Origin of the sequence: Baekduia alba (assembly GCF_028416635.1) — a bacterium.
GTDB classification, from domain to species: Bacteria; Actinomycetota; Thermoleophilia; order Solirubrobacterales; family Solirubrobacteraceae; genus Baekduia; species Baekduia alba.
Genome location: NZ_CP114013.1, coordinates 547,830 through 569,258, shown reverse-complemented (window position 1 = coordinate 569,258; position 21,429 = coordinate 547,830). Strand labels below are relative to the sequence as shown.

The following is a 21,429-nucleotide window of genomic DNA, read 5'->3' as shown; positions in this document are numbered from 1 at the left end:
GAGGCTACTTCGCCGCGGGCCGCCGCGCTGGAGCAAGGTGGTGGACTACGCGGCGCCGCTCAGTCGCGCGAGGTGTGGCGTCGCACGAGGCCCTGCTCGCGCAGCCACCACTCCGTGCGCGCCATGCCCTCCTCCAGGTCGTAGCGCGGCGCGTAGCCGAACGTCTCCCGCGCGCGGGCGATGGAGTACGTCCCGGTCCGGGCGAGGTAGCGGGCGGCCGCCGCGTTGACCTCGGTCTGCCCGCGGGCGGCGAACGCGGCGGCGGAGGCCAGGCGCGTGGCGACGGGCGTCGGGACCGTCGGCAGCCGGCGTCCGAGCAGGCGCGCGTAGTGCCCGAAGAACTCCGCGGTCGTCACGCCGACACCGTCGGTGAGCGTGAACACCCCGCCGGCCGCCGCCGCGCTCCCCGCCGCCGCGACGATCCCGTCGACCAGGTTGTCGATGTACACGGGACTGAAGATCCCCCGCCCGCGCGCCGGCAGGATGAACCGGCGCCGCTTGAGCTCCTCGACCGGCAGGATCGTCCACGGCCGCGAGCCCGGGCCGTAGACGTCGCCGGGCCGGACGATCGTGCACGGCACCTCGCCGGCGGCGTGCGCGCGCAGCACCAGCGCCTCGCTCGCGACCTTGGTGTCGACGTACGGCACGCCGTTGGGCCGGGTCGGATACGCCTCGTCGACGCCGTCCGGGAACGCGAACCCGAAGACGGTGACCGAGCTGAGGTGGACGACGCGACGCGCGCCGCCGCGCACCGCGGCGTCGAGCACGTGCCGCGACCCCAGCGCGTTGACCCGCCAGACCGCGCCGGGGTCGTCGCCGCGCATCGAGACGATCGCGGCCGTGTGGATCACGAGGTCGCAGCCGGCGGCGCGGTCCTGCCAGGCGCCGGGCGCAGCGATGTCGCCCGCGACGATCGCGCCATCGGACGACGCCGCCACGTCGACGCCCCGCACGTCGTGGCCGCCCGCCGCGTACCGCCGCGCCAGCGCCGCCCCGATGAACCCGCGGGCGCCGGTGATGAAGACCTTCATGAACGCGCCAGCGGCCGGACGTCGGCCCCGGTCAAGGCCACCAGGTCGCTCGGCGCCAGCTCGATCTCCAGCCCGCGCCGACCGGCCGACACGAAGATGGTGTCGAACAGCTCCGCGGTCTCGTCGAGGAACGTCGGCAACGCACGGCGCTGGCCCAGCGGCGAGATCCCGCCCGCCACGTAACCCGTCACCTTCTCGGCGCGCGCCGTGTCGGCCAGGGCGGCGCGCTTGCCGACGGCCTTGAGGTCGAGCTGGTCGGCCGCCGGGACGATCGCGACCGCGAGGTCGTCGTCGACGGCGACCACGAGCGTCTTGAACACGCGCTCAGGGTCGAGCCCGAGCACCGCGGCGGCCTCGCCGGCGTAGGACGCCGCGCGCGGGTCGTGGTCGTACTCGTGCAAGGTGTAGGCGATGCCCGCCTGCTCGGCGGCGCGCGTCGCGGGGGTCTGGCGGCCGGCCATGGACGCCGATCCTAGTGTCCTAGATCGCGACGTTGCCGATCAGCGACGAGGAGATCGCGCCGACCGACTCCTCCAGAATCGGCCGCCAGCGCTGCTCGGCCTCCGGCGGCGCGAAGCCGAACAGCCAGTCGGTGATCGTCGGGCGCTCCATCAGCAGGAACAGCGCGAGGAACGTCAGCGTCACCAGCGACAGCACGCCGCCGAAGATCCCGCCCGCGATCCCGAGGATCGCCGTCGCCGCGTCGGGCAGCCCGGACGTGAGCTCCTTCAGCCCCTGCTTGATCTGGTCGTCGGCGTCGGCGGTCCCGATCCACTGCTGGAACCCGTCGGTGTGCGTCAGCTGGTCCCAGTAGCCGGGCAGCGCGTGGACGAGCTCGACGATCTGGTCCCACAGCGGCCCGGCGGTCACGAGCACGAGCACGACGGCCGCGGCGAACAGACCCGCGAAGACGGTCAGCGCCGCGACGCCGCGCTTCCACCCGCGCCGCACGAGGTGGGTGACCGGCGGGTCCATGTGTCGCTGGGGACGCTGCTGTCGATGTTCGTCGCGGTGGTGCTGGCGCTCGGCCTTCCGGGGCGGGTAACCGCAGTTCACCCGAAGTGGGTGATGCTCTCCCGCCCGGGCGCGCGGGAGCGTCGTCGGACATGGCCTCCACCCCGCACGGCACGCCCCTCACCGCGACGCCCTCCGCCACCGATCGCGAGCTCGCCGCCCGGCGGTCGGCGTTCCCGAGCGGCTGGGTCCTGTTCGCCGCCGTCACGCTGTTCATGAGCGGCGGCATGACCATCGTCTTCGGGTTCGCCGCGGTCCTCAACGACAAGGTCGTCACCGTCGGCGGCAGCGGCGGCCCCGCGATCTGGGACCTCACCGCCTGGGGCTGGGTCGGGATCGTCACCGGGATCGTGATGGTGCTGACCGGGATCGGCCTCGCGCTGCAGATGGGCGTCGCGCGCTGGGCCGCCGTGGGCTTCGTGACGCTCCACGCGATCCTGATGTTCCCGGTCGCGTCGGCCTTCCCGATCGTCGCGATCGTCGTCATCGCGCTCGACGTCGTCATCCTGTACGAGCTGACCGTCGCCTGGGGCTCGGCATGAGCCCGGTCGCCACCACACCCGCGATCAAGGACGACAAGCTGGTCGAGCTGCTGGCGCTGCTCGAGGACGCCGACAGCGTCGAGCTGAAGATGAGCGTCGCCGACGCCCAGCAGCGGTCCGCCATCGTCGCGCTCGGCCTCGACCCGCTCGAGGCGCAGGTCCGGCTCGTGCACTTCTTCGACACGCCGGACCTCACGCTCGAGAAGGCCGGCGTGGTCGTCCGCGCGCGGCGGATCCAGGGCAAGGGCGACGACACGGTGGTCAAGCTGCGGCCGGTCGTGCCCAACGAGCTGCCGGAGCGGCTGCGCCGCCTGCGCGAGTTCGTCGTCGAGGTCGACGCGATGCACACGGGCTACGTCTGCTCCGGCTCGCTGAAGGGCCTGGCCCGCCAGCCCGTGCGCGAGTCGCTGGCCGCCGGCGCGCCGCTGCGCAAGCTGTTCACCAAGGAGCAGCGCGCGTACTTCGACGCGCACGCGCCGGACGGCGTCACCTTCGACGACCTCGTCCAGCTCGGCCCGATCTTCGTGTTGAAGATCAAGGGCACGCCGCAGGGCTTCGACCGCAAGCTCGTCGTCGAGCTGTGGCTCTACCCGGACGGCGCCCGCATCCTGGAGCTGTCGACGAAGTGCCTGCCGCCGGAGGCCTTCCAGGTCGCCGCCGTGCTGCGCGGCTTCCTGGCCGAGCGCGGGATCGAGCCCGCGCGCGGCCAGTCGACGAAGACGCGCAAGGCGCTGTCGTTCTTCTCGGCCGCGCTGGCCGACTGACCGGCCGGGCTACTTGAGGTCTCCGCGCAGGAAGCGGACCCAGCCCGGAAGCACGATCACGACCCACCATGCGCTCACGCCGAGCGCCGAGACGGCGAGCCCGTTCTCGGTCTCGCCGGTCCCGCCGATGTTGTTGCTCAAGTCGGCGCCGAGCTGCCCGAACGTGTAGTGGGCCGCGCCGGGGATGAAGCTCACCAGGCCGTCGAAGGCCAGGGTGAAGACCATCGCCAGCGCGATCCCGCCGCCAGATGCCGTGCTCGGCCAGCGCGCGCGTGACGACGGCCGGGTCGTCGGGCGTCTTGCTCGTAACGAGCTCGCCATCGACGAGGCTGGGCGCGCCGAGGCCGAGGCCGCCGACGATCGCCGGTGCGCGCTCGAGGTCCTCGGTCGCCACGTGCGACTACGTCGTGGCAGCGACCGGACGATGTTCCGGACGTCGACGGCGCCCTCGGGGTCCAGCCCGTTGGTCGGCTCGTCGAGGACGACGATCGACGGGTCGGCGGCGAGGGTCAAGGCAATGCCTACGCGGTGGCGCATGCTCAGCGAGAACGAGCCGACGTGGTCGTCGCCGTGCCCGAGGATGCGGGCGCGACCGGCGGTCGGGCGCTGGAGGCCGAGCAGGACGCGCATCGCGGTCGACTTGCCGGCGCCGTTGGGCCCGAGCAGGCCAACCACGCTGCCGGCCGGGACGGTGAACGACAGATCGTCGAGCACCGTGCGGCGGCCGAAGCGCTTGACGAGGCCGTCGAACTCGATGGGTGCGGGGTCGGCGGTCACGGCCGACCCAACCTACGGCGCTCAACGGATGCGGCGCGCCTACTTGTGCTTGCGCTTGGCCTTCTTGACGGGCTTGCCCATCGTCACGGTGACCTTGGTGCCGCGGGCGGCCTGCGCGCCGGCCTTCCTGGTCTGGGCGACGACGCGCGTCGCCTTGCGCCGCGCGGCGCGGGAGCGCGGGCGGTGGACCGCGCCGAGGGCGCAGTGCGCCTTCTTCAGGGCGGCCTTCGCGTCGGCGAGGGTCTTGTTCTTGAGGTCGGGGACGACGCACCGGACGCCGCGCGTGGGATTGGGCTTGGGCGCCGGCGTCGGGGCTGGCTTGGGTGGCGTCACGATAGAGGCGCCACCGCCAGCGCCGCCGCCGGCCGGGCCTCCGTACACCAGGCTGACCGACGACCCGTCGCCCGCGTACTGCGCCGCGAAGCCGCCGCCGACCGCGCCGAACGCCCCCGAGAACGCGTTGTCGATGACCTTGAACGCCGTCCCGGTCGCCGGCACGTAGCCGCCGACGAGGACGCCGCTGACGGTCCCCGCCAACGCGGCGGGCGTCTGGCCGAGGCGCGCGATCGCGCCGAAGCTCGTGGGCGAGGCGATGGCGAACGCGAGCGTCCCGTCGGTGGTGAACGTCGTCGTGCCGTCGCCGTTGAGCAGCATCCGCGCGTCGGGCGCCACCGCGACCGTGCCGTGGTTGACCGGCGAGCGGCGGACGCGCAGGCTCCCGCTCTGGAGGTCGAGCGTGCCGCCGGCGGCGACCGTCAGCCCGCCGTCCAGATCGACGCCGGACGTCCCGCCGGCCTTGACCTGGAGCGTGCCCTGCACGGTGATCGGGTTGTCGGAGATGCCGGCGCCGTTGGCCGGCGACGGGTCGACGACCAGCGTGCCGCCCGGCGCCACCGTCAGGCCCGGCGCCTGGATGCTGAAGTAGTTGGACATCTCCTCGGCGCGGTTGCCGAGCTGGACCGTCTGACCCGCGGGGATCGTCCCGGAGATCTTGGTGCCGTTGCCGTTGACGATGAACGTGCCGGTGCCGCCGCTGTCGGCGAGGCCGCCGGTCCCGATCCGGATCGGGTTGCCGGTCAGGGCGCCGCCGTTCTGCGCCCAGAGCGAGCTCGCGATGTAGATGTCACCGTGGTTGATCACCGTGCCCGCGTTCTGGGTGACGCCCGTGGCCGTCGCCCCGCCGCCGCTGGTCACGTAGAGCAGCGCCCCCGGATCGACGACGATCGCGCCCGCGTTGACCACGTGCTTGATCGTGAAGTCGCCGCCGGTGACGTGGAGCGTCCCGGTGTTGGTCAGCGTGCCGGCGCCGAGGCTCGCGATTCGCCGGTCGACCGTCCCCTCGTTGCGCGCGACGATCGTCCCGGCGTTGGCGAACGCGCCTTGGACGTTGAGCTGCGGCGTGTTGCCGGGCGAGGACAGGCCGCTCGCGTCCTGGTCGATGATCACCTGGCCGTGGCTGCTGATGGTGGCGTTGCCGTTGACCTCGAGGCGGCCGTCGCCGGTGCCCGCCGCGGTCTTGATCGCCAGCGTCTGCGTCCCGGTCGAGCCGCCGCCGAGCGTCAGCGACGCGACGCTGCGCTGCACGCCCGGGGGCCCGACGTAGCTGACGGTGTAGTCGGTCGACCCCGCGATGACGACGTCGTCGGTGGAGCCCGGCAGCGTCCCCGGCGTCGGCGAGCTCCAATGCGCGGCGTCGATGTACGACCCGCTGCCGCCGACCCACGTGTACGTCGCCGCGCCGGCCGTTCCGGCCCAGATCCCCATCACCGCCAACAACGTGCTCAGCCCGAGGGTCGTCCGTCCGTGCCGTCCGCTCACGCCGCGCAACGTAAGCGACGGGCGCTCCGCCGTCTGTACGCAAAGTTGCGCAGCGCTGCCGTCCCACCCCCGCAGTGGCAGGAAACGCCACATCATCCTCGACGGGTGAGGCGCGGTCATCCTCCGGACATCGAGAGTCGGTGGCGTGATTCTCGCCGCTGACTACCCGTTCCTGAACATCCTCTGGAGCATGATCATCTTCTTCGCGTGGGTGATCTGGATCTGGATGATGATCCTGATCCTCTCCGACGTGTTCCGGCGCCGCGACATCGGCGGCTGGACCAAGGCCGTCTGGGTCGTGTTCATGATCGTGCTGCCCTTCCTGGGCGTGCTCGTGTACCTGATCGTCAACCACGACGGGATGGCCGAGCGCGGCGCCAAGCAGGCGCAGGCCCAGCAGGAGCAGGCCGACCACTACATCCGCTCGGTCGCCGCCACCTCCAGCCCGACCGCCGAGATCGAGAAGGGCAAGCAGCTCCTCGACAGCGGCGCGATCACGCAGGAGGAGTTCCAGGCCATCAAGGCCAAGGCGCTCGCGGCGGCGTAGCACCAGCACGCGGGACCGCTGGATAGGTTGCAGGCGATGACCCCACATCGCCTGCACCGCACCATCGTCTGCGCGCTCTCCACCGCAGCCCTCACCTTCGCGCTCGCCGGGCCGGCGTCGGCCAAGGGCACCCAGGTCCTCAGCGGCACCCTCGCCGCCGGCGGGACCTGGACGCTCTCGATCTACCATCAGAACATCGGCCCGGTGAAGGGCATCTGCATCGACGTCGACGCCGTCCTCGCCGACGGCTTCGCGCCCGGCACGGCGACCGGCTGCGCCGCCGGGAGCCTCAGCGTCGACCACGGCATCTTCCCGCTCGGCTCCAGCAGCGCCTCGGGCGACACGAAGACCTCGGCGATCGAGGCCGGCGTCGTGGACCGTCGCGCCCACGACGTCCGGATCACCTTCGCCGACGGCAAGCACTTGAAGGTCCTCACCAAGCCGGGCCCGAAGGCCTGGCGCCACGTGCTGAAGACGGACGTCCGCTACTTCGGCGCCGACCTGCTGGGGACCACCGCCGCCGCGGTCACGCGCGTGAGCGCCTACGACAAGCGCGGGCACCGCATCGGCCGGACCGGGGCGCTGAAGCCGTAGCCCCCCTGGGCGCGGGCGCGGGCGCGGGCGCGGCTCGGGTCAGTCGATCCCGAGCCGCGCCTGGAACGCTCCGCGCTCGGCGTGGTGGCGCCAGAGGACGTCGCGGCCCGCGCAGCCCAGCTTTCGTCCACTTCGAGATCATCTACTTGCCGACGCAAATGATTTGGGAGCAAAAATAGAGCGACGCCCGCCTCTCGCAGTGCGAGAGGCGGGCGGGTCGCGCGTGTGACGAGGCTCAGGCGGCGTGCACCGACCGCCGTCGCGTCCTCATCCCGAGCAGGTAGCGGCGGCGGCGCTCGATCGTCGCCGATGGGCAGGTGAGCGCGTCGAGCAGGTTGTGCGCGAGGGTCGGCACGTGGCGCAGACACAGGGCCCCGACCGCTTTGACGGGCTCCCCACGTGCCTGGCTGAATGCCTCGCGCCAGGTGATCGGCGGCTGGAACAGCGTCCCCTGCTCGCCGCGGAACACGTAGAGCCCACGGCCTTGCTTCGGGCTGTCGGCGACGGCGTGCTCCAGGCCGGTGATCGCATCGGGCAGCACCAGGACGTAGTAGTCCGCCCTGAAGTCGCCTGCGAGCCCGGCGGTACGCGTGCCGCGGAAGATCCGAGAGCCTTCCCATGCCCGGCCGAAGGCCTGGAGCGCGGCGATCCGGGACATGTCCAGCGGGATCGGCGTCCTCGGGCCCGTGGGCGCGGCGCGCGGCTCATCGCGCGGACCGTCGACGTCGGCCGGAAGCACCTCCCAGTCGAGCGTCTCCTCCGGCAGCTCGGCGACCGGTCGCCCCCTCAGGGGCAGCACGACGAGTTGCATCATCGCCCGCATGATGTCGCTGTAGCGCAGCGAGCCGTCGGCGATGCGATCGACGAAATGCCGCGTGGCGTGGGTCGTCGTGATGGTCAGGAGCACCGACTTCAGGTGCTGCATGCGCGTCTCGAGGTCCCGGCCCGCAACGTAGGCGTCCCGCGCGAGCATCATCGTGTTGAGCTTGTCTGGGCCCGGATACCGGAGGTTCGCCCCGACCAGCTCGTTCATGTACGCCGCGAACGCCTCGAACGCGGCCTTGGCCCTGGCCAACCGGTACGCCTTCTCGTCGCGGAAGTCCGCGCGCGCGACGCTCGGGGCGAGCAGGTCCCACGCAGCCGAGTACAGCGCGAGCCGCTGGAAGCCCTGGTCGCGACCCTGCCGGTACAGGGTCCGCATAACGTTCATGGAGGCCGCGAACACGCGCTCGCCGACGCTGGCGCCACGCGCGATCGGGTGCTTGCGGTCGCGGGCGACGCGCTCACAAGCCTCGCGGAGAGCCTCGTCCATGATCGCGTCGATCTCGTGTTGCGGCGCCGACGTCTCCACGACCGAGGCGTCCTGGGTGGGCGTGTACCGATCGGCCGTCAGCGCGCGAGCGGCGATGATCAGGAGCGTGACCCCGAGACGGTCGACCAGACGCACGTCGGAGAGGTGCAGCGTCGCGTCGGGCAGCGTCTCGCTGCTCTGCACGTAGTCATACAGCTTGGGCAGCCCGCCGGCCAGGATCCGTGCGAGGATCTCCCACATCGCATCGCTGTCGGCGTCGTCTGGGATCGCCAGCCGCTTGCGCGCGCAGTACGCGGCGACCAGACCGCGCATCACGGTGTCGGCGCGCCGGTGGGCGGTGGACAGCAAGTCGGCCGCCGTCTCGGTGTCGAAGGAGACGGCGGCCGGGTCGAAGCGGATCAGCGACAGCGGGTCCTCGACCGTCAGGCGGTCGTCGGAGTAGCGCGACTCGAAGGCGCAGAACGTCTGCACCGATGACGATGCCGCCATCGCGCTGAACATCTGCCCGTCCTCGCGGATCGCGGTGGCGATCATCGCCGCGAAGCGTGATCCGTCGCCGTGCTCTTGATGCATCACGGTGTTCCTCTCATGAGCAGCTCGCTGCCGTTCAGCGAGCTGGCGAAGCGAAGCCTGTGCCGTGTCGTTCGACCGGCTCGTTCAGCGGTCGACCAGCGCCGACGCGGCGAAGACGCCGAACTGCTCCCCGGCCTCGGAGGACCAGCGAGCGAGGACGAGCCTGCCGGTGAACAGGGTCCTCCAGCAGACCACCCGGATCACGGGCGTGCCCGCCGCGAGGCTGAGCGCTTCGGCTGCCGGCCCCGAGGGCTCGAACGGCGCGCTTTCACCCCGCGCCCCGCCAACCACGGCCGCCCACCGCTCGCTGGCGAACACCGTCGTCGCGTCGATGAGCTGGCCGTTCGCCAGCCGCACGCGCGCGATGGCGTACTCGGTGTCGATCCCGATCACCGCGTGGACGCCGAGTGCGTGGATGACCACGCCCTCGACCTTCACGCGCCCGTGGAACCGCGCCGTGTCGGGTTCCACGGGCGGAAGCGTGTTGCCTTTGCTGATCATGCTGATTCCTCTCAGCTTCATCCGAAGGCGCCGCAGGGCGCCACTTCTAGCGAGCCATAGGGCTCTCGTTCCTGAGGTCGCCGTGCCGCGTGCCGAGCAGACGCGGTCAGGGACCGAACTCGGCGGCGACCGCCGCCTCGGAGGCGCCGTGGCCCGAGCTCGAGCCGGAGCTGGGCGCCGGCGACGACCTGGCGGTCGACGTCGCGCTGGCCGCGGTCGCGGTCGCCGACGACCCCGACGAAGAGCCAGAGCCAGACGAGCTCGACCCCGAGGACCCCGACGACACGCTCGTGCCGCCGCTCTCGATCCCGAACTCGCTCGAGGTCTGGTGCGCGACGCGGTGCGCCGGCGTCTCCGCCGGCTTGGCGACCGTCGCTGTGCGCCGCGTGGTCGTCGCGATCGTGCTGGTCGTGGGCGCGGCCAACGTCGGCGTCGACGCCGCCCGAGCCGGCGTCGCGGCGGCTTGGTGCCGCTTCCGGCGCGGCGCCGGCCGCGGCGTGGCGGCGGCGTGGTCGTGCGTCCGGGTCTCCACCTTGCTGGAGGCCAGCAGCCCCAGCGGCGTGGTGACGCCGTCCACCGCGCAGTACGTCGTGCCGCCCACGGTCAGGCAGCCGGCGACGACCGCGGCGATCGTGCCGGGCCGTGCCGCCCCGAGCACCGCGGTCGACGCCGGGTCGGTGCGCAGAGCCAGGCCGGTGACGTGCCCCCGCCCGCCGGACGCGACGTCCACGATCCGGTCGCGGGTCGCTTCGAGCACGTGGCCCAGGCCGGCCCACCAGCGGTCGTCGCCGCCGAGGGCCACGTGGGAGGCCAGCGGCAGCGGGACGACGGCGCCGGCCTGATGGGCCGCGGTCCGCAGTCGGCCCGCCCACGCGGCGCACGCCGGGCAGGTCGCGAGGTGGCGCCGCGCGACCTGCTGGCGGTTGGGCCCGGCGATCCCCGCGACGTACGCGAGGATCAGGCTCCGGCGCTGATCGCACGACGTGCCGCGCTGCACGAGCTCGACGTGATCGGTCAGCGCCCGCATCGCCCGCTCGAGCTCACGCCGGTAGACCCGCTCGGTAATCCCGAGGTACTGCTGGATCTCGGTCGGCGAGAGGTCGAGGAAGAACCGCAGCTTGATGACGACCTGCTGGCGGGCCGGCAGCTCGTCGACGATCTCGCGCACGCGCTCGGCGTCGTAGCTCTGCGCAAGCCGCTCCACCACTTCGGGCCGCTGGTCGGCGACCTCGAGGCCACCGTCCTCCTCGAGGCCGACCGACCGCTTGCGACGCGCGCTCTTGCCGTCGTCCATCGCCTTGTTGATGGCGGTCTGGACGAGATAGGCCCGCACCTGCTGGGGCCGCATCGCGTCGGTGTCCAGGACGCCGTCGCGCTGCTTCTGCAGGAACACGGCGTAGGCGTCGTGAAGGACTTCCTCACGCTCGCCGCCGTCGAGCCACCGGCAGCGCCGGGCGAGCACCGCCAGGACGTAGTCCCGGTGCTGCTCGTACGGGGTGGTCGTCATGACCGGCACGGCGCCGATTGTGCCCGCGGTGGCCGCGAGGCCCAATCGGCGTCTGCTATCGCTCGGTCCACCGACTGCGGTGTGACCCTCAGGCGTCGCCGGTCCGGGCCGGGTTCAACGCCGTGGCCAGGAACTGGGCCATCTGCGCCGCGACCAGCGCGTGCCTGGTGGTGACCGTCGGAGTGCGGTCGCCCTGGCAGGCTTCGACCCACTGCTGCATCCGCACCTGCTCGCAGTCCTGGAACGTCCGCCGCGTCGCCAGCCAGCGCGGAGGGCCGACCTTAGGCCGGAGGGTGCCCGTGAGCTCGTCCGGGTGGGCGGCGACCCTGGCCCCGGGCGGCGCCAGCGGCAGCGCGACGCGGGCCCGCGGCCCGTAGGCCGTGAGCGACGCCTGGTCGCCTCCCGGCATCGGCCAATCCCACTCGACGTCGATGATCGCCGTCCTCCCGGCGGCCGTCTCCCAGATGCCTCGGATGGCGGTTCCGCCGACCTGGTCGATCCGCTTGAGCGTGACCGTGGTGCCGCGCAGCGCGATGGCGACCGGCGTGGTCAAGGCCAGCAGCCGCGCGGCGCCGGGCGCCCGCACCTTGGACGACGCGGCGATGCACCAGCGGGCGCTGACCCCGGGGACGCCGTCGAGCGCCTCGGCGACGTCGGGCGAGTCGAACAGCGACGAGCGGTAGCCGGACAGGTGCCCGGCGTCGAACCTGCGGCCCTGCTCGGCCGCCTCCTTCTGCAGCTTGGCGAGCGCGATCGGGTCGGCGATCACCGGATCGGCAGCGGTCAGCACGTGGCATTTGCGGCGGAGCGTGACGATGCAGATCGCGTCGGACGCGTCCTCGCCGGCGACGATGACGCCGTCGAGCGGGGTGTGTTCGAGCATCGTCCAGGGGGAGTCGTGCGTCTCGACGTCGCCCAGGTTGAGACCGTCCGGGTACGCGTGCCCCGTGAGCCAGGCGGCTTTCCGGCCGGCGCCCGAGTCGAGGAACGCCTTGGCGTCGCGCGCCTCAGGGCCGGCCATGGCGACGAGGCGGGCTCCGAAGCTCGAGTCGAGCCGGAAGAGGGCCGGCAGCGTGCGCCGGACAACTTCGTGGGGCGTGCCGATGACGCCCACGCGGAATTCGTTGTTCATGGTGATTGCTCCTTTTCGGAGAGGAAGCGGATGGGAGCGGGGCTCAGAACACGTCCACGACCTCGACGCGGTCGATCCGGTACTCGTAGTCGGGGCCGACGCGGCGGACGGTCCAGGACAGGACGACCTTCGTCCTCTCCGGTGTGAACACCCACGCGCCGAGATGCAGGCCGTCGATGTCCTCGGAACGGTCGGCGAGGACGGCCCACATCCCCGCCTCGAAGAGGACAGCGGCGTCCTCGGTCAGGCGCGGAAGCTCGCCCCTGGTCGCCCGCGCCCTCACCCTGTCGGGATTGACCGACGTCGCCACGCAGCCGCCGACGTGGAACGACTCGATGACGTCGAGGACGGCGACGACCGTCTCGGCTTGGGCGTCGCTCAGGGTGTCGTCGACGACCTCGAGCAGCGGGTCGAGCGAGACGCCGTCCCCGACGACCAGGGTGACGTCCGTCCGCTCCACGAGCGGCGGGATGCCGGCAGTGACCTTGTCGAGCCGGCGCTCGTACCCGGCGCCGATGCGGCGGACGGTCCAGGACAGGATCAGCGTGGATGCCTTCGGCGAGATCACCGTGGCGACGAGGCGCAGGCCCTCGGCGTCCTCGAAGCGGCGCGTCAAGGCGACCTCGAGCCCGGCCTCGAACAGGGCGACGGCCTCCTCGGTCAGACCCGGAAGCTCGCCCGCTGGGCCCCACGCCTCCAACAGGGAGGTGTCGATCGACGCCACCATCTTGCTGATGGGCAGCAGCTCGATGGCATCGAGCATGGCGCCGAACGCCCGCCACTGCCGGTCGAGGGGGATGTGCTTGATGAGATCGACCACCGGGCGGAGCCCAGGGTCGGTCGCGATGACGGTCGCGGGGACGCCGCGCCCGCTCGGCGGCGGGATCGATGGGGTGGCCTCGCCGCTGGTGTCGTGTTCGGACATGGTTCCTCCTGGATCAGGCGATGAACGAGCACGAGCCCGGGCGGTCGTCGGAGATGACGACCGCCCGAGCTCGGATGGGGTGGTGCTTCAGAGCGAGCCGGTGACGTCGTCGACCCGGTACTCGCACTTGCCGCTGACGAGGCGGACGGTCCAGGACAGGACCACGGTGGCGCCCTCCGCCGTGGCCACCGTGGCGATGAGGTGCCGGCCCTCGGCGTCCTCGCGACGGCTCATCCTGGCGATGGTGAGCCCGTCGACGACGTCGGCGGCCACTTTGGTGAGGCTCGGAAGGTCGCCCCTGGCGGCCCGCGCGTTGGCCATGGTGGAGTCGACCTCCACCTCGCAGTCGCTGCCGAAGAGCTCGAAGACGTCGAGGACGGCGACGATGATCTGACGCTGCTGCGCGCCGCGGGTCGCGCCGACGAGGTCGAACAGGGCGTCGAGCGAGATGCCGACCCTGGCGACCAGGTCGGGTGCCGTCCGCTCCTTCAGCGCCGGAATGCCCGCGGCAGCTCCGCTTGCGCCCGGGGTGAGCTTCACGATGACCACCAGGGCGACGGCGGTGATGACCGTTGCGGTGGGCAGGTCGGTGACCCAGATGAGGGCGAGGAAGCCGCCGAACAGGCCCAGGGCCAGGATCAGGCGACGCCGCCGCGGGGAGAGGTCCGTCGGCAGGTGCTTGTCGAGCTCGCCGAGGGCGCGGTCGAGGTTGAACATGGTTCCTCCTCACTCGGGCGTTGGAAGGGCCCGAGCTCAAGGCGGTCGTCGATGACGACCGGTGCGAGCCGAATGGCGGTTGCCGGTTCGGCGGGTACTGCAGAGACGAGAGAGAGAGAGAGAAGGGAGAGGAAGCGCGCCAAACGGTACTTCCGCGCGCGCAAGGCGCCAAATTCCACTGCGCTGAAGGGCTTCGCCGGATCCAGCGAAGCGCCCGACGGCGCCTCGCGGATCCAGCGAAGGTCGCTTCAGCGCGTCGGCAGCAGGCGCGGGTCGACGATGTGCACGCGCCGCGGCCGGCAGGCCTCGGCGTCGGGCTCGCCGAGGCGCACCCGCGCCTCCGGCGGCAGCGGCGGCAGCGCCAGCGCCGCGAGGGAGCCCTCGTGGACGTCGCGCTCGATCGCGAAGAAGATCGAGCGACGGCCGAGGTAGGGCCATTCGCGCTCGTCGCTGCCGGCCTTCGCGATCCGGGTGGTCAGCACCCGGTCGGCGAGCTGGATCAGCCGCAGGCGGCTGTGGTCGTCGCCGCTGACGAAGACGACCGCCGGCACCGTGCCCAGCGACCGGTACCGGCGCAGCATCCGGCCCCAGCCGGAGACGAGGCCGTCGTAGCGCCGGAGGCGGTCCTCGGCGGCGCCGAGGCCGCGGTTGCGGTCGAGCTCGACGAGGAGGTCGATGCGCCGCTGGCGCTCGCCGCCGCCGAGCCGGAGCTCGACCGTCGCGTTCGGCATGACCGCCTCGAAGTGCTCACCGGCGAACCCCTGGAGCCGGTGGTTGGACCCGAGCACGACCTCGGACGGACGCAGGTCCTTCCACTCGCCGTAGACCTTGCGCCGCGGCGGCTCGAGGCGGCCCTGGCCCGGCCCGAGCCAGCGCCCGACCCGGCGCGAGCCCGCCAGGTTCTCCAGGGCGAGCACCCAGCCGTTGACCTGGAGGTCGCGCAGGATGTGGCGCGGGTCCCCGGTCGACGGCATGCGCCAGACCTCGTCGTCACGCAGGTACTGGCCCTTGCGGCCGGTCCGCCCCCGCAGGATCTCGAAGCCCGCCTCGGTGAGGGAGTACACGCGCTGCTGGGCGCCGCGCTCGCCGCGCTGGAACTTGAAGCGCCGGACCCAGCCCGCGGCGTACAGCCGCTGCATGCCCTGCTGGCACGCCCGCTGGGAGCTGGTCGCCCACCACCGGCGCCAGATCTGGCTGGTGAACAGGAAGCGGCTCGCCCACAGCGCCCCGAGGATCTCGAGCTCGCGCTCGCTGGGCTCGTGCGGCTCGGCGTTGGGCTCGTCGCTCTCCCAGACGAGCCCGCGGACGTCGTCGAAGTCGAGCTCGGTGTAGGAGTCGGGCGCGCCCTCGCGCGGCGGCGCGGGGGTCCGCTCGGCGTCCTCGACCGGAGCCGGCTCGAGGAACTCGTCCGGCGCGAGCGGCTCCTCCGGCGGAGCCGGGGGCACGGGCGGCGCCGGGGGCACGGGCGGCGCCGGAGGCGCCGGAGGCGCGGGCGGCTCCGGCGCGCGCACCGGAGCCGACCGCTCGGCGACCGCCGCGGCGCCGACCAGCGCCGCGGCCTCCACCTCGAGCTCGGGCATGTCGACCGAGACCTCGTCGTCGGGATCGCTCCAGTCGAGGTCGGGCATCGGATCCGGGAGCCGGTCGGGCACGAACCCGCCGCGCTCGCGCTGGGCCTGGAGGTGGTGGGCGACGACCTCGTCGTCGACCTCGAGCGGGATCGTCGTGGCGATGAACGCGCCCTGCCGCGCGCCCTTGCTGATCCACGAGCACACCGCATGGTGGTTGGGGAGGTTGAAGATGGTGTCGGGCGTGAGGCGCAGCCGGGCCCGCGACGCCGTGTCGTCGCGGATCAGGTCGGTGTAGGCCGCCATCGCCATCTTGCTCATCTCCAGCGCGTCCTGGGCCTCGCCCATGGAGAACATGCAGCGCTGACGCAGGAGGCTCATCATGCCGCCGCGCAGCTTGGGGTCTTCGATCTGCGCCCCGTACTGCCACGCGGCGACGACCTCGAGGCCGGCCGAGCGCAGCGTCGCCAACGCGTCCGCGAACGAGTTGTTGATGATCAGGTGCGCCTCGTCGACCTTGACCGCGACGCGCACCCGCTCCGCGTCCGGGAGCTGCTGCTGGCGCTGGAGCGCGCCGTAGAGGCAGGTGAGGATGAACTGCATCATCACCCGGCAGTTGTCGGTGCCGAAGGTGCCCATCTTGCCGTCGACGATGAGCACCTCCCGGTTGCGGATGACCTCGTCGAGGTTCAGCTGCTTGGGATGGCGCAGGACCTTGTCCAGCGAGTCGACCATGAGCCGCAGCAGCTTGTTGCGCGGGGCGTCGAGCTTGGCGTTGGTCTGGGCGGCCGCGTTGGCCAGGTCGTTGGGCAGCTCGCGGCCGAAGAACGTGGCCGTCTCGGTGAAGCGCTGGTCGGGGTAGAGCGCCTCCACGACCTTCTCGCGGAAGCTCACCTCCGGCGGCAGCAGCATCCGGTACATGTGCCAGAGCGTGGGCGGCCCGTCGATGACGCCGTGGCGGCTGGCGCCGATCGCCGCCTGCGCCGCCTGGCGCAGGTAGCGGTCCGAAGAGCCCTTGATGTCGCCCTCGGCGTGCACGTCGCGGAACGCCTCGACGACCTTGTCGGCGATCATCGCCGGCTCGCCGTCGCCCATCAGCGGGTTGATGCCGAGCTCGGGCCGCTCGAGGTCGAGGTAGTGGACCGTGCGCCCGGCGGGGACCATCGACAGCGCCTTGAGCGCGTCGCCCGGCTTGGGCATGAGGACGACCATCGCGCAGGAGTCGTCGAGCCCGTCGGCCTGCACCGTGCGGCACAGCACCGAGGTCTTGCCGGTCTTCTGGCCGCCGATCAGGCCCAGCCCGTCGCTCTTGTCCTCGGGCCGAATCCCGACCAGGCCGCGCTCGTCGCGCGCCAGCGCGTGCAGCTCCTTGCGGCTGATCTCCGGCGGCGCGAGCAGGCGCGGCACCGGGGTCCGCGCCACCCGCGCGGTCTTGAGCCCCGGGCTGGGCAGCTGCCACAGGCCGGCCAGCTCGCCGGAGCTGAGCACCTCGCGGCGCCAACCCGGGATCGGGTTGCCGACCGCAGCGCGCAGGCGCCGCAGGTAGAGGTCGCGGCGCACGCGCATGTGGCGCTCCACGAGCCGGTTCTCGGCGGCGGACGCGCCGCGCAACGCTCCGGCGATCGCCCGGCAGGCGCCGTAGCTGGCGGCCCCGATGCGGATCTCGGTGAAGAACAGCGCGCGGTGCTGCACCCGCAGGCCGCCCTGGAGCTCGGCCGCGAGCACCTCGGAGCGCATGCCGGGGTTCGCCGGGTTGCGGGCCGCGGCGGCGCCGGCGTCCCGCTCACGCAGGCCGTAGCGCCAGCGCGAGTAGTGGTCGAACAGCGCCGGCGTCGGCGTCAGCGCGTACTGGACGACGGCCGTCTCGCCGATCCGGTCCATCTGGCCGAGCAGCGTGTCGACGACCTTGCCGTCCTCGAGCTCCCCGCCGCGCAGCGCGCGCACGAACGAGTAGCGCTTCTTCATCCGGATGACCTCGGTGACGGCGGGCAGCCCCTGCTCGCCGCGCACCAGTCGGCTGTCCGGATAGCAGGCCAGCAGGCTGCCCTCGACCGTCTCGGCGAACTCCTCCCGGCAGACGACCGACAGCCGCGCCGTGCGATCGCCTTCGGCGTCGGGGGCCATGATGACTTCCAGCGCGAGACCGGCCTGGCCGTGCATCAGCCGGCGCCACCAGCGCTCCAGCAGCTGCTGATGCCAGGACTCCAGCAGCCGCATGACCGCCTCGGGCTCGGCGTCGTCGGCGCGGAACGGCAGCAGCCACAGCCGCGTGAAGCGCCGCTCCGCACGCGCGCGCCTGCGCATGAAGAACAGCGAGCCGGTGCCGACGATGCCGAGCAGCAGCGGCAGGCGCACGATCCGCCACGCCGTGCCGACCACGTCCGCGAGGATCCCCGGGCCGTGGTCGACGATCTGCGCGGCGTGGTGCTGAGACGCGGCGCCCGCGTCGGCCGCGGCCGCCTCGCCGGCCAGCACCCCGGCGACGAGGGCGGCCACGGCGAGGACGGCGACGGCGAACACCGCCGCGAGGGTCCGGTTGGTCATCGCGCGGCGGCCGCTGGGGCCGGCGCGTCGACGACGAAGCGGACGCCGAGGGCGACCGCGTCGGCCTTCGTCAGCGGCACCTCGTTGCCGTCGGCGTCGACCTGCGGGTAGGGACGCAGCTCGATCTCGACGCCCTGGGCCTTGGCCCAGCGCTTCACGTTGTAGCGGAACGTCTCGGTCGAGCTCGTGTAGTCCTCGCCTCTGACGAACTTCCAGGCCTGCCCGTCGGCCCACTTGGTGAAGTCGAACTTGGACCGGGCGCTGCGCTCGGGCAGGCCTTCGTTGAGCAACTCGGGCATGAGCCCTCCTTTGGATCGGTGGATGAGGTCCTTCATGGATCTCATTGACCGACCCGGGCCGGGCGCCCCCCGGAGACGCGCCGCCGCGCGTCCCCGGGATCTTCATGCCGCGCTCAGCCGGTGGTGCCGCCGCTGCGCGTCCGGGTGCGGTGGCACACGGTCACGGTGCTGCTGGCCGACGGGCCGCCGACGATCGAGGCCTTGTTGGCGAGCGCGTGGCAGCGCGCGCCGTCGCTGCCGACGCTCACGCGCGTCGTGATGCGCAGGGTGACGCGGCCGCCGGCCGCCACGGACTTCAGCCGCCAGCACGCCCGGCCGCCGCTCAGCGGCGCGTGTGGGGTCGTGTGCACGACGGCCAGGCCGCGCCGCAGCGTGTCGCAGACGCGGACGTTGCTGGCCGCGCCCGTGCCCGTGTTGCGGACCGTGATCGCCCAGCGCACCGCAGCGCCGCTGTGCACGCGCCGCGCCTCGCCGTGTCGACGCACGCGCCGCTTGGCGATCGTGAGGTTCGGCGCCGGTGTGCTCCGCGCGGTCGCGACGACCGGGGCCTCGGTCTCCTCGGTCTCCTCGGTCTCCTCGGACTCCTGCTCCTCCTGCTCGGTGCCCACCGTGGCCGAGGCGGCGAGCCGCCCGCCGCGCGCGGTGACCATGAGCTGGCAGGTCGACGGCGAGCGCAGCGACCGGATGACCGTGAGGTCGCCGGCGACCGCGGTGGTCGTGCTGACGTCGAGCCGCGTCGAGCCGTCGGCGTCCGGTCCCGCGGCGCACAGCGGCACCGTGCGCGCCGCGGCGTCGGAGGTACCGGTGAGCTGGAGCGTCCCGCCGCTGAGCGTCATGCCGGCCGGCGCGTCCGGGCACAGGTCCAGCGACGCGGCGACGCCGTCCGCCGTCTTGGCCGCGACGCGGATCTCGGGCAGGTTCGTCGTGATCTCGAAGCGCGCCGGGTCGCCGGCGGCGACGGTCGCGGACGTGGCGCGCGCAGTCAGCTGCGGATGCGGGCGCAGGCCGGCGTCGACCGCGCCCCAGCTCGGGCACGCCGTGCCGGCGGGGAGCGTGACCCCGTGGTCGGTGAAGTACGCGCGCGCGTCGGCGACGATGTCGGCGTCGGCGCGATGGCGCTGGACGCGGTCGGCCACGCACCACACGCGTGTCTGCACGACGGCGCGGCCGATCGCGGTGGACAGGTCGGCGGTGGTGATCGCCCAGGCCATCTCGGCGCGCGCCCGCGCGTCGAGGTCGGCCGCGAGGCTCGCGCCGCCGAAGGCGTCCTGCCCGCACGCGTACAGCGACGCCTGCGTGCAGAAGATCCACTGCGGATCGCCGCTGGTGCCGGTGCCCGTGGAGCGCACCGCGCACAGCGGCACACCGGTGAAGTTCGTCGACGTGCCGTACTGCGGGCGCTGCCCGACGTTGTTCTCCAGCACCGCCCACTGCCCGGCGCTCGCAAAGCCGCCGGGGACCGTCGCGTTCGCGCCGGTGCAGGTCCGGGCCGAGATGCCGGCCGCCTCCGAGGCGGCCGGCCGGCCGAGCGCGACGAGGGTCAGCAGGAACAGGAGGAGGAGCGGGCCGAGGGCGGCCCGGGGGATCGTCATGAGGACTCCAGGGGTCATCGAGTGATCACGACCGGCGAGCCGTCCGGCACGTGCCGGGCGATGCGCGCGATCGCGCGATTGGTGAGGCGGATGCAACCGTGTGAGCGGGCACTGCCGAGCGGGTCGCGGAGGCTGGCGCCGCCGCGGCCGTGGAGCCCGACTTGGCCGTCGTTGCCGTCGAACCAGCGCACGGCGTGGGAGTAAGCGGTGAGGAACAGCACCCAGGAGCCGGGGAAGGCGCCGGGGTCGCGCTGGCGGACGCGCTCGAGGACCGAGAACGTCCCCGTCGGCGTCGGCGTCGTCGGCGAGCCCACGACCGCGTGCAGCCGCCATCGCACGCGCCCGCCGCGGCGGACGACCACGCGGCGGCGGTGCAGCGACACCTCGACACGCCAGCTCGTGCGGCCGAGGACCGCGTCGTCGGCGGGGATCCAGCCGGTTCGGCGCGGGCCGCGCTGCAGCAGCCCGACGCGCAGCCAGCGCCGCCCGGCGCTGTCGCGACGGGCGCCGTGGACGAGCAGCGTGACCGGCCCGCCGCCCCAGCTCGTGGTCACCGGCAGCCGCGCGAGCGTGCGGCCGCCGCCGGGGCGGCTGGTCGCCGTCGTGGCGGCGACGATGCGGGCCGTCCAGGCCGCGCGCTGGGTCGGCGCGCCGACCGCGCCCGCGGGCGACGGCGCGACGGCGGCCAGCCCGCAGGCCGCGAGCGCGGCGACGGCCGCGGCGCGCAGCGCGGTCCGGGGACGCCGGCGGCGGGCGGGCGGCGTCACGCGGCCTCCCACCACACCTTGCGCCACGCGCCGTGGCTCCGGCGCAGGTCGCAGGGGATCGGCCGGTCCAGCGGCCGCGGCTCGGCACCGCAGATCAGCACGCAGCCGTGCGGCAGCAACCGCACGGAGAGGAGCTCGAGGTAGCGCGTGATGCGCGGCTCGCCCGGCTCGGCGAGGTGGACGCGCGCGCCGGCGGACAGCCGGATGCGCTCGAGCGTGTGCAGCTCGCGCCGGCCGCCGACCGCCGGCGCCGCCGCGTCCAGGCCGGCGCCGGCGAGCTCGAAGACGATCGCGTCGGGGCCGGCGCGCCGGGCACCGGGCGGCGCGACGGCGGGCGGCGCGTAGGTGATCGCCGGAAGGGTGCCCTCGGCGGGCGGCGCCGCGACGCCGACCAGGTCGAGCTGCAGCGTGGCGGGGCTGGCCGCGCCGAGGTCGGCGCGGACGTCGACCCAGTCGCCCGGACCGGCGCCGCGCAGGAGCCCCGCCGGCAACCGGATCGGGTGGCCGGGATGCCAATCGGGGAGCACGAGCGTCGCGGCGTCGCCGACCGCAACCACGCGCGCGAGCGCCCGGTAGCGCCGGCCCGGGACCCAGCCGGTGAAGGCGAAGTGCCGGCCGCGCCCGTCCGCGTCGGCGGCCAGCAGCCGGCTGACGGCGTGGCGCGCGAGGCGGGCGTCGCCGTCCTCGCGCTGCCCGAAGGCGTGCCGGTCGTCCACGCGGACGATCGCGAAGCCGCGCCGGCGCTCGCCCGCGCGCGGCCAGAACCGCTGGCCAGCGCGGAGCGCGACCGGATGCGGCCGCGGGCCGTAGTTGGAGTCCTTGATCGAAGGGCCCGGCGACAGCGCCTTGCGCCGCGCGCCGTGCCCGGGAAGCTTCTTGCCGGATGCGCCCATGCCCCATCCATT

At 73.3% G+C, this 21,429-nt stretch carries 20 protein-coding genes; 4 read left to right on the top strand and 16 right to left on the bottom strand.

Translation table 11 applies throughout. The features are described from left to right. Positions 1–59 precede the first annotated feature (59 nt). Genes DSM104299_RS02715 through DSM104299_RS02705 form a run of 3 tightly spaced genes read right to left on the bottom strand, consistent with a single transcriptional unit; the run spans position 60 to position 2,006 of the window. Positions 60–1,031 carry an NAD-dependent epimerase/dehydratase family protein gene (locus tag DSM104299_RS02715; protein ID WP_272475749.1) on the bottom strand — a complete coding sequence of 324 codons (972 nt, stop codon included), beginning with the start codon at positions 1,029–1,031 and terminating at the stop codon, positions 60–62. After that, the gene (gene ybaK, locus DSM104299_RS02710; protein ID WP_272475748.1) at positions 1,028–1,492 is read right to left on the bottom strand and encodes a Cys-tRNA(Pro) deacylase; all 465 of its coding nucleotides are present in this window, start codon (positions 1,490–1,492) and stop codon (positions 1,028–1,030) included. The genes DSM104299_RS02715 and ybaK overlap by 4 nt, the downstream gene beginning before the upstream one ends. 19 nt (positions 1,493–1,511) lie before the next feature. Further along, entirely contained in the window at positions 1,512–2,006 is a 495-nt protein-coding gene (locus DSM104299_RS02705; RefSeq protein WP_272475747.1) for an AI-2E family transporter, read from the bottom strand. Between the two features lie 131 nt (positions 2,007–2,137). Between DSM104299_RS02705 and DSM104299_RS02700 the strand changes: the two genes are divergently transcribed. Both DSM104299_RS02700 and DSM104299_RS02695 read left to right on the top strand, forming a co-directional pair. After that, a complete protein-coding gene (locus DSM104299_RS02700; protein WP_272475746.1) occupies positions 2,138–2,587 on the top strand; it encodes a DUF7144 family membrane protein in 450 nt (149 codons plus the stop codon). Next, complete coding sequence (locus DSM104299_RS02695; RefSeq protein ID WP_272475745.1) at positions 2,584–3,351, top strand: CYTH domain-containing protein; 768 nt, start codon at positions 2,584–2,586, stop codon at positions 3,349–3,351. Before DSM104299_RS02700 ends, DSM104299_RS02695 begins: the two co-directional genes overlap by 4 nt. Positions 3,352–3,360: 9 nt before the next feature. On the opposite strand, the gene DSM104299_RS02690 is transcribed toward DSM104299_RS02695, so the two are convergent. Both DSM104299_RS02690 and DSM104299_RS02685 read right to left on the bottom strand, forming a co-directional pair. Further along, the gene (locus tag DSM104299_RS02690; protein WP_272475744.1) at positions 3,361–4,128 is read right to left on the bottom strand and encodes an ABC transporter ATP-binding protein; all 768 of its coding nucleotides are present in this window, start codon (positions 4,126–4,128) and stop codon (positions 3,361–3,363) included. A gap of 39 nt (positions 4,129–4,167) precedes the next feature. Next, positions 4,168–5,946, bottom strand: coding sequence for a PASTA domain-containing protein (locus DSM104299_RS02685; RefSeq protein WP_272475743.1), 1,779 nt, complete (start codon positions 5,944–5,946; stop codon positions 4,168–4,170). 145 nt (positions 5,947–6,091) lie between these two features. Between DSM104299_RS02685 and DSM104299_RS02680 the strand changes: the two genes are divergently transcribed. Then, a complete protein-coding gene (locus DSM104299_RS02680) occupies positions 6,092–6,493 on the top strand; it encodes an SHOCT domain-containing protein (protein ID WP_272475742.1) in 402 nt (133 codons plus the stop codon). A gap of 36 nt (positions 6,494–6,529) precedes the next feature. After that, positions 6,530–7,087 carry a hypothetical protein gene (locus DSM104299_RS02675; protein WP_272475741.1) on the top strand — a complete coding sequence of 186 codons (558 nt, stop codon included), beginning with the start codon at positions 6,530–6,532 and terminating at the stop codon, positions 7,085–7,087. 235 nt (positions 7,088–7,322) lie between these two features. On the opposite strand, the gene DSM104299_RS02670 is transcribed toward DSM104299_RS02675, so the two are convergent. The 11 genes from DSM104299_RS02670 to DSM104299_RS02620 all read right to left on the bottom strand — a co-directional run bounded on the left by DSM104299_RS02670 (position 7,323) and on the right by DSM104299_RS02620 (position 21,417). Next, complete coding sequence (locus DSM104299_RS02670) at positions 7,323–8,972, bottom strand: hypothetical protein (protein WP_272475740.1); 1,650 nt, start codon at positions 8,970–8,972, stop codon at positions 7,323–7,325. Positions 8,973–9,056: 84 nt separating this feature from the next. After that, the gene (locus DSM104299_RS02665; RefSeq protein ID WP_272475739.1) at positions 9,057–9,443 is read right to left on the bottom strand and encodes a hypothetical protein; all 387 of its coding nucleotides are present in this window, start codon (positions 9,441–9,443) and stop codon (positions 9,057–9,059) included. A gap of 136 nt (positions 9,444–9,579) precedes the next feature. Next, the gene (locus DSM104299_RS02660) at positions 9,580–10,980 is read right to left on the bottom strand and encodes a sigma-70 family RNA polymerase sigma factor (protein WP_272475738.1); all 1,401 of its coding nucleotides are present in this window, start codon (positions 10,978–10,980) and stop codon (positions 9,580–9,582) included. Positions 10,981–11,068: 88 nt separating this feature from the next. After that, positions 11,069–12,112 carry a hypothetical protein gene (locus DSM104299_RS02655; RefSeq protein WP_272475737.1) on the bottom strand — a complete coding sequence of 348 codons (1,044 nt, stop codon included), beginning with the start codon at positions 12,110–12,112 and terminating at the stop codon, positions 11,069–11,071. Positions 12,113–12,155: 43 nt separating this feature from the next. Further along, positions 12,156–13,037, bottom strand: a complete 882-nt coding sequence (locus tag DSM104299_RS02650; protein ID WP_272475736.1) for a hypothetical protein — start codon at positions 13,035–13,037, stop codon at positions 12,156–12,158. 87 nt (positions 13,038–13,124) lie between these two features. Next, complete coding sequence (locus DSM104299_RS02645) at positions 13,125–13,754, bottom strand: hypothetical protein (RefSeq protein WP_272475735.1); 630 nt, start codon at positions 13,752–13,754, stop codon at positions 13,125–13,127. A 248-nt stretch (positions 13,755–14,002) separates the two neighbouring features. After that, positions 14,003–17,866, bottom strand: coding sequence for a replication-relaxation family protein (locus tag DSM104299_RS02640; RefSeq protein WP_272475734.1), 3,864 nt, complete (start codon positions 17,864–17,866; stop codon positions 14,003–14,005). Further along, a complete protein-coding gene (locus DSM104299_RS02635) occupies positions 17,863–18,165 on the bottom strand; it encodes a hypothetical protein (protein ID WP_272475733.1) in 303 nt (100 codons plus the stop codon). The genes DSM104299_RS02640 and DSM104299_RS02635 overlap by 4 nt, the downstream gene beginning before the upstream one ends. 113 nt (positions 18,166–18,278) lie before the next feature. Continuing rightward, positions 18,279–19,757 carry a hypothetical protein gene (locus DSM104299_RS02630; RefSeq protein WP_272475732.1) on the bottom strand — a complete coding sequence of 493 codons (1,479 nt, stop codon included), beginning with the start codon at positions 19,755–19,757 and terminating at the stop codon, positions 18,279–18,281. 14 nt (positions 19,758–19,771) lie between these two features. Further along, positions 19,772–20,524, bottom strand: coding sequence for a L,D-transpeptidase (locus DSM104299_RS02625; protein ID WP_272475731.1), 753 nt, complete (start codon positions 20,522–20,524; stop codon positions 19,772–19,774). Beyond that, the gene (locus tag DSM104299_RS02620) at positions 20,521–21,417 is read right to left on the bottom strand and encodes a hypothetical protein (protein ID WP_272475730.1); all 897 of its coding nucleotides are present in this window, start codon (positions 21,415–21,417) and stop codon (positions 20,521–20,523) included. Before DSM104299_RS02620 ends, DSM104299_RS02625 begins: the two co-directional genes overlap by 4 nt. Positions 21,418–21,429 lie beyond the last annotated feature (12 nt).

Coding starts and splice junctions, on each gene's coding strand:
- DSM104299_RS02715 (WP_272475749.1), bottom strand. CDS start 1,031: ATGAAGGTCTTCATCACCGGCGCCCGCGGGTTCATCGGGGCGGCGCTG.
- ybaK (WP_272475748.1), bottom strand. CDS start 1,492: ATGGCCGGCCGCCAGACCCCCGCGACGCGCGCCGCCGAGCAGGCGGGC.
- DSM104299_RS02705 (WP_272475747.1), bottom strand. CDS start 2,006: ATGGACCCGCCGGTCACCCACCTCGTGCGGCGCGGGTGGAAGCGCGGC.
- DSM104299_RS02700 (WP_272475746.1), top strand. CDS start 2,138: ATGGCCTCCACCCCGCACGGCACGCCCCTCACCGCGACGCCCTCCGCC.
- DSM104299_RS02695 (WP_272475745.1), top strand. CDS start 2,584: ATGAGCCCGGTCGCCACCACACCCGCGATCAAGGACGACAAGCTGGTC.
- DSM104299_RS02675 (WP_272475741.1), top strand. CDS start 6,530: ATGACCCCACATCGCCTGCACCGCACCATCGTCTGCGCGCTCTCCACC.
- DSM104299_RS02670 (WP_272475740.1), bottom strand. CDS start 8,972: ATGCATCAAGAGCACGGCGACGGATCACGCTTCGCGGCGATGATCGCC.
- DSM104299_RS02660 (WP_272475738.1), bottom strand. CDS start 10,980: ATGACGACCACCCCGTACGAGCAGCACCGGGACTACGTCCTGGCGGTG.
- DSM104299_RS02655 (WP_272475737.1), bottom strand. CDS start 12,112: ATGAACAACGAATTCCGCGTGGGCGTCATCGGCACGCCCCACGAAGTT.
- DSM104299_RS02650 (WP_272475736.1), bottom strand. CDS start 13,037: ATGTCCGAACACGACACCAGCGGCGAGGCCACCCCATCGATCCCGCCG.
- DSM104299_RS02645 (WP_272475735.1), bottom strand. CDS start 13,754: ATGTTCAACCTCGACCGCGCCCTCGGCGAGCTCGACAAGCACCTGCCG.
- DSM104299_RS02640 (WP_272475734.1), bottom strand. CDS start 17,866: ATGACCAACCGGACCCTCGCGGCGGTGTTCGCCGTCGCCGTCCTCGCC.
- DSM104299_RS02635 (WP_272475733.1), bottom strand. CDS start 18,165: ATGCCCGAGTTGCTCAACGAAGGCCTGCCCGAGCGCAGCGCCCGGTCC.
- DSM104299_RS02630 (WP_272475732.1), bottom strand. CDS start 19,757: ATGACGATCCCCCGGGCCGCCCTCGGCCCGCTCCTCCTCCTGTTCCTG.
- DSM104299_RS02620 (WP_272475730.1), bottom strand. CDS start 21,417: ATGGGCGCATCCGGCAAGAAGCTTCCCGGGCACGGCGCGCGGCGCAAG.